Here is a 13,574-nt window from a genome sequence, read left to right as displayed (position 1 = left end):
CAGGCGATTCAGCCGGCACCCCGGGAGCCTCTCTCACTGTCGCTCTATATATAGGAGTTCATCATGACCGCACGTGTTTCCCTGCCCAACCCCAGCAACGCCCCCGCCGGCAGCGCCGCCGCCCTGGCCCAGATCCAGGCCGCCTTCGGCACGACCCCGCAGATGTTCCGCGCCGTGGCCAATTCGCCGGCCGCGCTGCAATCGATGTGGGGCGCGTTTGGCGCGCTCGGCAGCGGTGTGATTCCGGCGCAACTTGGCGAGAAGATCGCCGTGGCCGTTGCCGATCGCAACCGCTGCGATTACTGCCTCGCCGCCCATACGGCGCTGGGCCGCAAGGCCGGCGCCACCGCTGAGGAGATGGCCGCCGCCCAGGCTGGGCGCGCCGAGGATGCCCGGACGGCCGCGGCGCTGGCCTTCGCGCTGAAGCTGGTGAACGACCGGGGCCAGGTGTCGGACGCCGACGTGGCCCAACTGCGCGAAGTCGGCTTCGGCGACGAAGAAATCGTGGAAATCGTCGCCCACGTGGCCCTGAACCTGTTCACCAACTACATCAACGTGGCGCTGAACGTGCCGGTGGATTTCCCCGGCGTGAAGCTCAACCCACGTTGAGCCGGTAAGCCGCCGTCTAGCGCAGCAGGTTCGACCGCGCCAGCTCGATGACCTCGTCGGCGCGGCCGTTCATCACGGCCTTCATCGCCCACAGGCTGAAGCCCTTGACCTGCTCCGCCTTCAGGGACGGCGGCATCGCCAGTTCCTGCGTGTTGGTCACCACGTCGAGCAGGGCCGGCCCGTCATGCGCCAGCATGGTGGCGATGGCCTCCGGCAGCAGCAGCGGGTCTTCCACGCGCTGGGCATGCACGCCGATGGCGCGCGCCATGGCCGCGAAATCGGGGTTCTGCAGCGACGTGCCCGACTCCAGGTAGCCAGACGCCTTCATCTCCAGCGCGACGAAGCCAAGCACGCTGTTGTTGAAGATCACCACCTTGACGGGCAGGCCCTGCTGGGAAAGCGTCAGGAAATCGCCCATCAGCATTGCAAAACCGCCGTCGCCGGACAGGCTGATGACCTGCCGCCCCGGATAGGCGGACTGGGCGCCAATCGCCTGCGGCAGCGCGTTCGCCATCGACCCATGCGCGAGCGAGCCGATCAGCCGGCGCTGGCCGTTCATGCGCAGGTAGCGCGCGGCCCAGATCGTCGGCGTGCCGACGTCGAAGGTGAAGACGGCGTCCTCGGCGGCCTGCTCGCTCAGCAGGCGGGCCAGGTACTGCGGATGGATGGGCTTGCGGCCACTGTCGCCCGTGGCGAGGTCGTCCAGTTGACGGCGTGCGTCGCGATAGTGGCCCAGGCTCGCCGCCAGATGGGCTTCGTCGGCCTTGGGGGCCAGGCGGGGCAGCAGGGCGTCCAGCGTGGCGCCGACATCGCCGACCAGCCCCATGTCCAGCCGCGTGCGGCGCCCGAGGTTTTCCGGACGGATATCGATCTGCACGACCTGCGCGCCCTCGGGGTAGAACTGGCGATAGGGGAAATCGGTGCCGAGCATCAGCAGCGTGTCGCATTCCTGCATGGCGTGGTAGCCGGAGCTGAAGCCGATCAGCCCGGTCATGCCCACGTCGTACGGATTCTCGTATTCGATGTACTCCTTGCCGCCCAGGGCGTGCACCACGGGTGCCTTCAGCGTGGCCGCCAGTTGCACCACCTGGTCGTGCGCGCCGGCGCAGCCGCGCCCGCACAGCAGCGTTGTGCGCTGGCTGCCGCGCAGCAGGCTGGCCAGGGCGTCGAGCGAGTCGGCGTCCGGCGTGACCACCGGGGGCCGCAAGGCGATGGCGGCGGGCGCGGACTCGGCGAACGTGCCCTCGCGCAGCGCCACATCGCCCGGAATCACGATCACGGCCACGCCCCGGTGGCCCACTGCCGCGCGGATCGCGGATTCGAGTACGCCGGGCAATTGCTCGATGCTGGTGACGAGTTCGCAGTAGTGGCTGCACTCCCGGAACAACTGCTCGGGATGCGTCTCCTGGAAGTAGCCGCGGCCGATTTCGGCGCTCGGGATATGGGCGGCGATGGCCAGCACCGGCACGCCGGAGCGGTGGCAATCGAACAAGCCATTGATCAGATGCAGGTTGCCGGGGCCGCAGCTCCCGGCGCAGACGGCCAGCTTGCCGGTCAGGTGCGCCTCGGCGCCCGCTGCGAATGCGGCGGTCTCCTCGTGGCGGGTATGGATCCAGTCGATGTCGCCGCGCTGGCGCAGCGATTCAGTGATGCCGTTGAGGCTGTCGCCGACGACGCCGTAGATGCGTTCGACGCCCACTGCGTGCAGGACGCGGGTGATGAGGTCGGCTGCGTGGTTGGCCATGGTGCTCTCCTTGTACGATCGGTGCCTGCGAGCGAGGCGGAATCCCAAGGTACAAGGGTAGGCGGTGATGGCCGGGGAGGATAGCGCGCGGGGCCGGTCCTGTCCGATCCGCACGGCGCGTCGGCATGTCGAATGCGCCCGGACCATGAAAAAGGCCGCCATGGCGGCGGCCTTGCGGGGGCGCGGCGCGTCGCTTAGGCGTGCAGCGCGGCCGGTTGCAGCGATTTGCCGGTCAGGCTGGCTACGGCGACGGCCATGGCCTGCTCGCGGGCCTCGGCGGCGGCCGGCGCGGGCATGAAGCGCTCGGGGGCTTCGCGCGCCAGTTGCTGGAGGTGGCGCAGCTTGGCCTGGAGGCCGGGTTCCACGCGCGAATCGGGCGTCACCGTCGACGGGCAGGCCACGCCGAGGATGTCCAGTGCCTGGCGGAAGTTCTCTACCGTCAGGCCCTCGACCGGATTCACCTGCACGAGGTGGCGGCGCTGCGCATCCGTCATCGAGGCCGGTGCGGCCGTCGACAGGATCACCCAGCTACCCGGCGCGGCACGCTGTGCGAACCAGGCGTCGATCTCGGCGCCATGGCCGCCCGCCACGCGCGGGGTCATGCCTTCCACCTGGAGGTCGAGCTGTTGCAGGATCGCGGCCGGTGTGCCACGGCGCCAGGCGTCGGACACCACCACGCGGGCGCCGGCAATGCCGAACAGCCGGCGCAGGAAGCCCAGTGCGATCGGATCGAAGAAACGGACATCCCTCAGGGTGCCGCTCGTTGGCGTACCGCCCAGGCGGGCAGCGGAGCGGTCCGAGTAGAGGACGCCGGGTACGTCCAGCATGATGAGGCGTTCAGACATGATTTCCCTGTGGTAGTCGGTACTGTTTGGTCGAGACAAGCGTACTCGGCAATTCGGCTTCTGCGGCGACACAAAACGTGCGTAAGTGCAACAGTTCTGTAACTTCTACACCGGAGGCGTAAATGCCCGTTACCCCTTGTTCTCAAATGTTTCCGGCCGACACACCTGCCTGAATCCGGGGTCGATTCCGGCGCGGATGTGGGGCCAATGGAGAAGAAAACGAATGCACCAGCGCATCGGTTGACACGTCGCGATTAGGGGAATTACTAGGATTTACCCGAGGCGGGATTGGAGGCCGAGAAGGGGCGGGCAAGGACGGTGGGGCGATGGGGGGCGGTGAGGCGGCTTACCGCTTGCGCAGTAAACGCATTTCGAAATGCTCGAATGATTGCTGGCACGCCGCGCTGCAAAACAGCACGGTCGGGCCCACGGGTTGCTCGCAGCCATGACAGGCGCCGCACGGCTTGAGCCGTGGCGCCCAGTCGCGGCCCGCCGCGTCGAGATCATCATGAAAGGACGAATCGTCCTGCACTGCCTTGCGTAGCGCCATGCCTGGTCCTTGCTGTGCGTCTCGATTGAGAGGCAAGCGATCATGCTAGCCGGGCCGTGACCCGGGGAGAATCAGCATTCGCTTATTTACGACAGCAAAGACCGGAAACTTTAACAATGGCGTGACATTGCTGCGGTGCAGCGTGGCAGGGCTACTGGAACTGGAAGCGCGACACGTCAGATTCCAGCGCGGCGGCTTCCTCGTCGAGCCGGTTGGCGTGCTGTGCCACGGTGTCCACCAGCGCGCCGTTCTGCGCCCCGGTCTGCTCGAGTTCCGCGAGGGCATCGCCCACGGTGCGGATGCCGGCGGCCTGTTCCTCGGCCAGCGCGCGCAGATGGCCCGCGAGGCTGTGGCTGCGATCGACCGCCGACTCGATCCCTTCCATCGCCGCCACCACGGTGCCGCTGAGGCTGGCGCCGCGTTCGATCTCGCGCGTGGCGTCGCCGACGATGCCGCCGATCTCGCGGGCGGCGTTGGCGCTGCGCTGGGCCAGCGCGCGCACTTCCTGCGCGACCACCGCGAAGCTGCGCCCCGCCGCGCCGGCGCGCGCGGCTTCCACGGCGGCGTTGAGCGCGAGGATATTGGTCTGGAACGCAATGCCCTCGATCACCGTGACCACCTCGGCGATATTGCGCGAATGGCCCAGCACGTTGGCCATGGTCCCGTTCATGTCGCGTACCACCGCCATGCCGGCGCCCGATGCAGTGCGCGCCTGGTTGGCCATCGTGCTCGATTCATTGGCCTGCTCATGCACCTGTTCGACGAGCGCGGTCAGGCGAGTCATGCTGGCCGCCGCGTGGCGCAGTGCCTCGGCCTGCTGCGCAGTGCGTGCCGCGAGTTGCTGGTTGCCGTCGGCAATATCGCCGCTGGTGTCCGTGATCTCGTGCGCTGACTCCTGAATGCGGGCCAGCACGCCGGCCAGTTCGTCGCGCATGCCAGCCAGGAAATAGAGCAGGCTGGTCTGATCGTCCMTGCGCAGGTTGATATGCGCGGTCAGGTCGCCGCTGGCGATGCGGTTGGCTGCCGCCGCGGCGTCGCGCGGTTCGCCGCCGAGTTCGCGCGTCAGGCTGCGCGCTGCAAACCACGCCAGCGCGCCGGCCGCCACGAAGCTGGCCACGAGCAGCGCGGCCATCAGCGTTTGTGCGCCGATCTGGCTCGCGGCAACGCCCGCCACGGTGTCGGCGGCCTGCCGCTCCAGGCCGGCGCGCGTGGCTTCCATCAGCGCGCCGAGCTTTTGCAGTTGCTCGCCCAGGAAATGGCCGTCGACGGAAACGGCGCTGTCGAACTGCAGGGCGTCCAGCGGCTGCTTGTTGATCAGCGCCACGTAGCCTTGCATCAGTTCACCTGCCGCTGCGCGCTCCTTTTGCAGCGCCTGTGCCTGGCGCGGCGCGGCCTGGCGCACGCCGTCCACGGCGGCGTCGAGCTGGCGCATGGCCTGCTGGATGTCCGCGCCGGCAGCGTCGCGCTCGGTGGTGCTCGTGGCCAGCGTCAGCGCCAGCTGCGCGCGGCCCAGCGTAGCCAGCGCGGCCTGCGCGCGTTCCGCCGAAATGGCGCCGCGCATGTCGCGTTGATACAGGATGTCGGTGTCCTGCTTGAGGGAAACCAGATTGAGGATGCCGATCAGGCCGACCACGGCGCCGAAGACATAGACCAGAATGAATGCGGCGGACAGCCGCGCCGCCAGCGGCAGTCGCACCAGCCGTTGCCACACGGCTTCGCCGCGTGCGCGCGGCAGACTCAGTTGGATGGCTTGCAACACGAAACAGACTCCTGCCGGGATTGCCCCGGCCATGCCATGACCCGATGCCCGCCGCGTGGCTGCCTGACCGTGCCGCCCGGTGTGGACGACCGGGGCATATTCCCGTTGCGGTGCGCCGCCATGCTCGGCGAACGGTGTGACGCAGGCGTGACACCCTCGCACAACGGGGAGATCGGCGCAGGCCGCAGAGGGCGGGTTACGGCTGGAGCAACGGCTGGCCGGGCGGGCCCGTCAGGTCGGCGCGAACGGTCTGGTCGAGGATGTCGAGCCGGTAGCCCTGCGCGTACACGACATTGACGGTGACGCCGTTGGCCGGGCAGAGATCGAGCGTGCGGCGCATGCGCGAGACCAGCCCCGCCAGCGCGCGCGAGAGCGGTGGCAGGTCATGACCCCAGATCATATGTTCGATCCGCTTGCTGGCCAGGATGCGGCCCGCGTTGGCGAACAGCAGCGTGGCGAGGTCGAACTCCTTCGGCGTCATGGCGATGCGGCGCCCATTCAGCATGGCGAAGCGGCCGGGGCTGTTCAGCTCGTAGGGGCCGGCGCGCATCGGCAGGTTGTTGCGGAAGCGCGCGCCGCACATGCGCCGGCGCAGAGCGGAGATGCGCGCCAGCAGCACGCGGTTGCTCAGGGCTTCGAGCACGTAGTCGTCGGCGCCGGCGTCGAGCGCCTCCACGAGGTCGTTGTCGTTGTTATGCTGCCCGCCGATCATGATGATCGGCATGTCGCGGGCCCGCACGGCGCGCACGGCACGGATCACGTCGATGGCGGAAATGTCTTGCAGGTCGCGGTCGACCAGCAGCATGTCGTAGCTGTCATGGCTGAGGCCGTGGATCAGGTCCCGGCCGGCAAGGAAGAGGGTGCACTGGAAACCCGCGAGGGAGAGCAGGTCCTGGATGGGGTGGAGGCGGGCCGCGCGGCTGGCCAGTAAGGCAATGTTGGTCGAAACACTCATGCTACAACTACCAGAAAACTGAAACGGATTGACGGAGAGGAACCGTCAGAGCGTAGCGGCGGCATGCCCGGCCGGACAATCGCCATTCCCTTAAATGTGGGATCGCCGCGAACCGGGTCAGGCTTATCCACAGAACGTGTGGATAACTGGCGGGTGGGCGGAGGCGCACCGGCGCCGGCACGCCATTGCATCGGCGCGCCTAAAAATGAGGCAGCCCGACCGGCATATGGCGATCGGGGGATGCCCTCATGTGACGGGTATGCCAGAATACGGCTCATCCATGTACGGGCCCGCAGCGCCGAACCATCCGCCTATGTTGATGAGTCCTAGCGTGATCGCCGCAGTGATGGTCGCCTTCCATATCGTGGGCGTGATGGCCGCACTGCATGCCGTGATGACGGTCCGCACCGCGCCCGGCGCCATTGCGTGGGCGGGGTCGCTGGTGATGATGCCGTACTTCGCGCTGATTCCGTACCTGATCTTCGGCCGCAGCACCTTCGCCGGCTACGTCAATGCCCGCCGTTTCAATAATGACCGCCTGCGCGAGATCCGCCGTGGCATGACCGCGTCCGAGCGCGAGGCCATGTCAGCCTGCGTGGTGACGGCGCCGGCGCAGGCCTGCATGCGCGCGCTGCCCGGTCTGACCGGCATGCCGTGCCTGGCCAACAACGACGTGCGCCTGCTGATCAACGGCCAGCAGACCTTCGAAGCCATCTTCGCTGCCATCGACGCCGCCACGCAGGTCGTGCTGGTGCAGTTCTTCATCGTCCATGACGACGAACTGGGCCGCGAACTCCAGCGCCGCCTGTGCGAGCGCGCCCGCGCCGGCGTGAAGGTCTATTTCCTGTTCGACAGCATCGGCTGTCACGGACTCGGACGCGGCTATGTGCGCACGCTCCAGCAGGCAGGGGTGGAGGCGCGGCCCTTCGCCACGCATCCCGGCTTCGTCAATCGTTTCCAGCTGAATTTCCGCAACCACCGCAAGCTGGTGGTCGTGGACGGCGCGCGCGCCTTCCTGGGCGGGCACAACGTCGGCAACGAATACCTGGGCGCGCGGGCGCCGCTCTCGCCGTGGCGCGATACGCATATCGAAATTCGCGGCGCGGCGGTGCTGGAGCTGCAGATGGCGTTCGCCGAGGACTGGTACTGGGCCGCGAAGGAGGTGCCGTACCTGATGCTGCCGCCGCATGGCGATGTGGGCGAGATGATCTGCCAGGTCGTGCCGTCCGGCCCGGCTGACGCGCAGGAGACCTGCTCGCTGTTCTTCGTCGAGGCGATCCAGTCGGCGCAGAAGCGGGTCTGGATCACCTCGCCGTACTTCGTGCCGGACGAGGCGGTGTTCGCCATGCTGCGCCTTGCCGTGCTGCGCGGGGTGGACGTGCGCATCCTGATTCCATCGCGCCCGGACCACCTCGTGGTGTACGCGGCGTCCACCATCTACGCCTACCAGGCGGTGTGCGCGGGCGTGAAGGTCTACCGCTACCAGCCCGGCTTCCTGCATCAAAAGGTGATCCTGATCGACGATGAGGCCGCCGCCGTGGGCACCGCCAATCTCGACAATCGCTCGTTCCGGCTCAATTTCGAGATGATGGTGATGACCGCGCATCCGGCCTTCGCGCGGGACGTCACGCGCATGCTCGAGGCCGACTTCGCCGAGGCGCGCGAGATCAGTCGCGACGAATTTTTGGCCTCGCCCGCGCTGCTCCGGGTGGCGATGCACGTGGCCAAGCTGTTCGCCCCCATCCTCTGAGCAAATCCGCTGCCGCCGTTGTCCACATTGGCGGCTGGCGCTCCTTGTGTACACTGTCTACTATACAAAGCAGAATGAGTGGACGATGTCCACATGGGAGTTTGATATGAGCCGAGTCGCCGCCACGCCGCCCACGCGGAGCACTTATCGACATGGCGATCTACGGCGCGCCTTGCTCGAAGCCGGGATCGATCTCGCACGCACCGGCGGCCCGGAGGCTGTGGTGCTGCGTGAAGCCACGCGCCGCGCGGGCGTGGTGCCGAATGCCGCGTACCGTCACTTCGCGAGTCGGCAGGACCTGTTGGAGGCGGTGCGCGCCGCGGCCTTGTCCGGCCTGGCCATGGCCATGGAGACCGAACTGGCAGCGCTGCCCGCCAATGCCTCCGCCACCGAGCGCGCGCGCGGGAGCCTGCGCGCGGTGGGTGCGGGCTACCTCCGTTATGCGCTGGCCGAGACAGGCCTGTTCCGCACCGCCTTCTCGGTGCCGGACGATGTAGAGGACGACCCGGACCCCGCCAAGGCCGGCAACAGCGGCCTCAACCCGTTCCAGTTGCTGGGCGCCGCGCTCGATCATTGGGTCGATGCGGGCCTGCTGCCAGCGGCGCGCCGCCCCGGCGCAGAGTATGTCGCCTGGTCCGCCGTCCACGGGTTAGCCATTTTGTTGATCGACGGCCCCCTGCGCAGCCGCGCGCAGGAACAGGCCGGCATCATCGGTGCGCGGCTATTGGACATGGTGGAGAACGGCCTGACGGTGGCCTGAGACCAAAAAAATGCCACGTGGCGGGGACCACGTGGCATCCAAGTAAAAGAATGCCAGCGAGGGGTCAACTCTGGCACTCCATCGGGTACCTGCATTGCACAGGCGGGGCCAAGTGTAAGAAGACAATTCTGATTCGTGAATAGGAATAGTCCGAAAATGGATTTCCGCCCCGCAAATACTGTCTAACGGCCATGGGGCGACGGTCGAAGCCGCCCTCGGCTTTGATGCAGGTCAATGGGAGTGCACGATGAATGGGGCGCGCGGTTGGATGATGGCGGGCATTGCGGGCGCCACATGGATGCTGGGCGGCTGCGTGGCATATCCCGGCTATGACACGTACTACGGCAGCTATCCGTCCGGCTATGCCTCGTCAGGCTATGACTCGTCGGGGTACTACGGCGGCTACTACAGCGGCTATCCCGCCTATGCCTACGGCTATCCGTATGCCGGGTATCCGTATTACTACCGACCCTGGTATGGCGGCTTCTACGGCAGTGTCTGGTATGGCAGCGGCTATCGCGGCTACTACGGGCGTGGATATCGTGGCTATTACGGGGGCTACCACGGCTACCACGGGGGACACGGCGGGTACCACGGCGGGTACCACGGCGGCTATGGCGGCTACCGTGGCGGTGGTTATGGCTATGGCGGTGGGGGCGGGGGAAGAGGCGGCGGCGGGCGCGGTCGACGCTGAGCGCCAGCGCGCCCGCGCGATGCCGGCAGGAGCAATGCCTACGGCAACTGCCGAAGCTGTCCGATCACGGACATCAACCGCCCGTGTGCCACGATGACCGACGACTCGTCCTGCAGCGCCTCCTGATAGCGCTTGCGAAACGCCTCGTCCCCGCGCTCGCTGAACAGCTTCTGCGCGGCGGCGGCCACGGCCCGGCAGGTATCGTCATGATGTTCGTCGCCCTCGAGTTCTTCGTCGATCTCGATGATGAGGCGCGACAGCGGGTCCAGCCAGCGAAAGAAAGATTCTTCGGTGACCAGCTGCACGAACTGCCCGGCTGGAATCGGACCGTGCAGACGCTCGTATTGACCACGGTCGTAGCCGATGACTTCCTTGTGTACCTGGAGCAATGCCGCGCGCAGGGCGCGCAGGCCTAAGCGGCGGGTTTCCTGGGTGGCAAGGAACTGTTCGCTGGGCATGCCTTTTCTCCACTTTCCTGTTCCAGGGCAGGGCGTGTCGACATGACCCGTCGGCGGGGTCCTCCCGGGAACCGCCATCGCCTGCCCGATCGTTTTCGGTATGCATCGCCATGCGGCATGACATGGAGTATGCGTGAGTCAGTATAGGAAGCGCACGTGGCGCAGACCAGCGCGCAAGCCTAGCGAGATACCCGTATTGCGGCCCTGCGGCAAACCGTGGCGGCCATGTGGGTGAGTCTGAAACAAGATGTCGATGGTGCGATGCAAGGCACCGCTCAGGCACCCGGACCTTGCAACGATGCCCCCGCCGTGGCGATGATTTCCTCTGGGGAAGGATGCGCGCGCGCAGTCAACCGCATGCGTGCGAGCAGCGGAAGATGATCGGACGCCAGCCGCGTCAGCGCGCTGCGATGGCCCGCCACCGACACCAGGTGCGCGCGTGGCGAAGTCCAGATCCGGTCCAGCGCGAGGAAGGGCCAGCGCGACGGAAATGTCGAGACATGGGGTGTGCGTTCGAAGTACGCATGCAGCCAGCGCAGCGGGCGCCCCCACAGGAACCACTCGTTCACATCGCCGAGCAGGATGGTGGGCTGCTCGGGCGCCTCCGCCAGCGCGGTGAGCAGCCGGCGCACCTGCCAGCGCCGCTCGCCGGGCATCAGTCCGAGGTGCGTGGCAATCACGCGCAGCGCGAAAGTGTCGTGCTCCACGGCGTTGCATTCGAGCATGGCGTCGATGGCGCCGCGCGGCTCATGCCCCTTCACGCTGAGGTCGATATGGCGGATGCGCAGCGGCCGGTAACGCGTGAGCAGGCCGTTGCCGTAGTCGCCGTCCTCGCGGACCAGCGTGGGGCCGGGAATGGCGTGCAAGCCGCTGTGCGCGGCGAGGAAGCGCAGCATGTCGAAGCCGGTATGGCGCGACTCCACTTCCTGCAGGGCGATCAGGTCCGCGCGCAGTTCCGTCACCACATCCGCGATGCGCTTCGGTACGAAATGCCCATCGGTGCCCACCCCGCCGTGGATGTTGTAGCTGGCCACGGCGATCTCCGCGTGCAGGGAACCCGAGGGGTCCGATGCGGGATTCGATGCGGGATTCGATGCGGGAGGCAACGGCGCGTTCATCAGGCCCCCTCGCGCGAAGGCGCGCTGGTGCACGGTGGCGGGTGCCGCGCCGCCGCTGTCGCGACCGTCGCAGCCGTCGCTGCCGCATGGAGTTCGGCGTTCGCCGCACGCTCCCGGCGCTTGCGCCGCCGGCGCAGCAACACTGCCACGGTGATCGGAATCAGCAGCACCAGCGCCAGCAGGGCGAAGGTGCCCGCGCCGGGGTCTTTCGCCACGGCGGCAATCCGGTCCACCAGCGAGGCCGTGACAACAATGCCCGGCGTCATGCCGATGGCAGTGCCGAGCAGGCAGTCCCGCAGCCGGATGCGCGACGCGCCCACCACCAGGTTGACCAGCGTGAACGGCGCCACGGGCACAAGCCGCAGCACCACCATCGCCAGCACGCCATGCTGGCGCACCTTCTGGCTCACGCGGTTCAGCCGGCGCCCGCCAAGGCGCCGCACCGCGTGGCGGCCCAGCAGGCGGCCGGCCGTGTAGCCGCCGGCCGCACTCAGCACCGAGCCGCACAACGCCAGCAGCGCGCCGTACCACGGCCCGAACACGACCAGCGTGACCACGATCAACAGCGTCACCGGAAACATCACCAGCCCGCCCGCCACGAAGGCGGCCATCATCGCGCCCGGCGCAAACGGCATGTCGCGCACGCGCTCGATCATCGTCAGCAGGTAGCGGAAATCGGCCCACTCGCGCAGCGGCGTATAGCGCCACGCGAAGGCCATGCCGCCCAGCACGAGTACCAGCAGCACGAACACCGCCACCCGGTTGGCCGCGTGGGGGCGGGCCTCCTGGCTGACGAACTCGGCCATGATCTGCTCGCTGTCGATGGGCTCGATGGGGTCCAGCAGCCGTGCATCGGGCAGCGCGGCATCCACTTCTTCCGGCACGGTCGGCGAGAACCGCTCCAGCGTGCGCCCGTCGCTGCGGTGCAGGGTTTCGATGGCGGCGTGCAGGCCGCCGGCATCCGCCAGCGCGGTGTCGAGTTCCTCCGGCGTGACGGCGAGGTGCTCGCTCAGCAGCCGCCCGCGCATGGCCCGGATGCCGGCGGCGATCTTTGGATGGCCGTTGGCCTCCACCACGAGGTTGCATTCGGTATCGAGCCCGAACGAGCGATTGCTGAGATTGGCCGACCCGATGGTCAGCAATTGGTCGTCCACCACCATGACCTTGCTGTGGACGTTGACGCAGGCATCGCCAAGGTCCGGCACATGGGGGCAATACAGGTGGAACCGTTCGTGCTGGTCGGCGCCGCGCAGCCGCCGGCAGAGCCGCGCGCGCAGCACCCCCATGCTCGCTTCTTCCAGCCAGCCGCTCTCGGTGCGCCGCGAGACCAGCGCAATCTCCGGCCCCTCGGGCTCGCGCAGGCGCTTGGTGAACGCGTCGGCGATCAGGCCGGAGCTGAAATACTGGTTCTCGAGGTAGATGCCCTCGCGCGCCGCGCCGATGGCATCCAGATACAACTCGCGGATCTCGGACACGCCGGGATCGTCCTCGCACGCCGGCGCGGTCCGGCTGATGCCGACGTCCACATTGGTGAGGTCAGGCTCGACGCTCTCCGGCCACGCATCCCCCAGCGGCTGGTCCGGCACGCGCGGCTGGCGGCCCGTGGCGCGCAGCCAGCGCGCCGCCGCCAGGTCGCCCAGCGCGGCGGCGGCATCGCCATCGACCACGCACTGCACGTCATGGAAGGGCGGATAGGGCTTGCCGTCCAGATCCACGCGGCGCGGGTCATCGGCCAGATGATGATGGGTGTCCCAGCGCCGGATGGTCAGGTCCAGGCCGCCCACGAAGGCCACCTGATGATCGACCACGACCACCTTCTGATGGTGCGAAGCCCCAGGCGGATGGTTGCCATCGAGCCGGAAAGACAGTCGCCGATGGGTCTGCCAGTGCATCTTGGCGTCGGGCAGCCACTCGCGCTCCAGCGCGAACACCATCGCGAAATCCCAACTCAGCACGTAGATCCGCAGCCCACGCCGGCGTTTGCACAGCGTGTTCAGGAACTCGCGCAGCGTGGGCGGCAGGCCATCGGGCGGGTCATCGCCGCCCGGGTTCATCACCATCCGGCTGTCGATGTCCCAGCCGAGGATGAACACGCTGTGCGTGGCCTTGGCCAGCGCCTCGCGGAGTGCGGAGAAATACGCATCGGCGTCGACCAGCATCGAAAACCGCTGGCACGGCTCCACCCGCCAGCAGTTGTGGCCGGGACGCAGGAGCGGGGAATTAGGAAGGGCGTCGGACATTACCCCGCCACAGGCGCAAGTTTTGTACCGGATGGGGATCTGGGGCTGAGGCTAGGTTCTGGCGATGGCGGAGCACCGCCGCCGGTGTGCGC

12 protein-coding genes are annotated in these 13,574 nt (G+C 67.7%); 4 read left to right on the top strand and 8 right to left on the bottom strand.

Going from position 1 to position 13,574, the window contains the following annotated elements:
* Window positions 1-63: 63 nt before the first annotated feature.
* Window positions 64-609 (top strand): carboxymuconolactone decarboxylase family protein, encoded by a 546-nt coding sequence (locus tag AC1DP9_RS20970; protein WP_477108373.1) that lies wholly within the window; start codon window positions 64-66, stop codon window positions 607-609.
* A 16-nt stretch (window positions 610-625) separates the two neighbouring features.
* On the opposite strand, the gene poxB is transcribed toward AC1DP9_RS20970, so the two are convergent.
* From poxB to AC1DP9_RS20945, 5 genes are all read right to left on the bottom strand, one after another.
* On the bottom strand, window positions 626-2,353 hold the full coding sequence (gene poxB, locus AC1DP9_RS20965) for a ubiquinone-dependent pyruvate dehydrogenase (protein ID WP_477108372.1): 1,728 nt from the start codon (window positions 2,351-2,353) through the stop codon (window positions 626-628).
* A gap of 194 nt (window positions 2,354-2,547) precedes the next feature.
* The gene (locus tag AC1DP9_RS20960; RefSeq protein ID WP_454757868.1) at window positions 2,548-3,198 is read right to left on the bottom strand and encodes an HAD domain-containing protein; all 651 of its coding nucleotides are present in this window, start codon (window positions 3,196-3,198) and stop codon (window positions 2,548-2,550) included.
* A 346-nt stretch (window positions 3,199-3,544) separates the two neighbouring features.
* Window positions 3,545-3,748 carry a hypothetical protein gene (locus AC1DP9_RS20955; protein WP_092296587.1) on the bottom strand — a complete coding sequence of 68 codons (204 nt, stop codon included), beginning with the start codon at window positions 3,746-3,748 and terminating at the stop codon, window positions 3,545-3,547.
* A 151-nt stretch (window positions 3,749-3,899) separates the two neighbouring features.
* A complete protein-coding gene (locus tag AC1DP9_RS20950; RefSeq protein ID WP_477108371.1) occupies window positions 3,900-5,507 on the bottom strand; it encodes a methyl-accepting chemotaxis protein in 1,608 nt (535 codons plus the stop codon).
* A 196-nt stretch (window positions 5,508-5,703) separates the two neighbouring features.
* Entirely contained in the window at window positions 5,704-6,462 is a 759-nt protein-coding gene (locus tag AC1DP9_RS20945) for a response regulator transcription factor (protein ID WP_092296581.1), read from the bottom strand.
* 313 nt (window positions 6,463-6,775) lie between these two features.
* Here AC1DP9_RS20945 and cls point away from each other — a divergent pair, with 313 nt between their 5' ends.
* The 3 genes from cls (at window position 6,776) to AC1DP9_RS20930 (ending at window position 9,666) form a co-directional block, all read left to right on the top strand.
* Window positions 6,776-8,212 (top strand): cardiolipin synthase, encoded by a 1,437-nt coding sequence (gene cls, locus AC1DP9_RS20940; RefSeq protein ID WP_092296578.1) that lies wholly within the window; start codon window positions 6,776-6,778, stop codon window positions 8,210-8,212.
* A 106-nt stretch (window positions 8,213-8,318) separates the two neighbouring features.
* The gene (locus AC1DP9_RS20935) at window positions 8,319-8,972 is read left to right on the top strand and encodes a TetR/AcrR family transcriptional regulator (RefSeq protein ID WP_092296575.1); all 654 of its coding nucleotides are present in this window, start codon (window positions 8,319-8,321) and stop codon (window positions 8,970-8,972) included.
* 247 nt (window positions 8,973-9,219) lie between these two features.
* The gene (locus tag AC1DP9_RS20930; RefSeq protein WP_477108370.1) at window positions 9,220-9,666 is read left to right on the top strand and encodes a hypothetical protein; all 447 of its coding nucleotides are present in this window, start codon (window positions 9,220-9,222) and stop codon (window positions 9,664-9,666) included.
* Between the two features lie 38 nt (window positions 9,667-9,704).
* Here the strand turns inward: AC1DP9_RS20930 and AC1DP9_RS20925 are convergent, their stop codons facing one another.
* The 3 genes from AC1DP9_RS20925 to AC1DP9_RS20915 form a co-directional block, all read right to left on the bottom strand.
* Entirely contained in the window at window positions 9,705-10,124 is a 420-nt protein-coding gene (locus AC1DP9_RS20925) for a hypothetical protein (protein ID WP_092296569.1), read from the bottom strand.
* Window positions 10,125-10,399: 275 nt separating this feature from the next.
* Entirely contained in the window at window positions 10,400-11,242 is an 843-nt protein-coding gene (locus AC1DP9_RS20920; RefSeq protein ID WP_477108369.1) for an endonuclease/exonuclease/phosphatase family protein, read from the bottom strand.
* Window positions 11,242-13,482, bottom strand: coding sequence for a VTT domain-containing protein (locus AC1DP9_RS20915; protein WP_477108368.1), 2,241 nt, complete (start codon window positions 13,480-13,482; stop codon window positions 11,242-11,244). The genes AC1DP9_RS20920 and AC1DP9_RS20915 overlap by 1 nt, the downstream gene beginning before the upstream one ends.
* Between the last annotated feature and the right edge of the window lie 92 nt (window positions 13,483-13,574).

This window comes from Cupriavidus sp. 01L43 (genome assembly GCF_056399925.1).
Note: the sequence above shows the minus strand (reverse complement) of the source record. Positions and strands in the feature narration are given on the sequence as shown.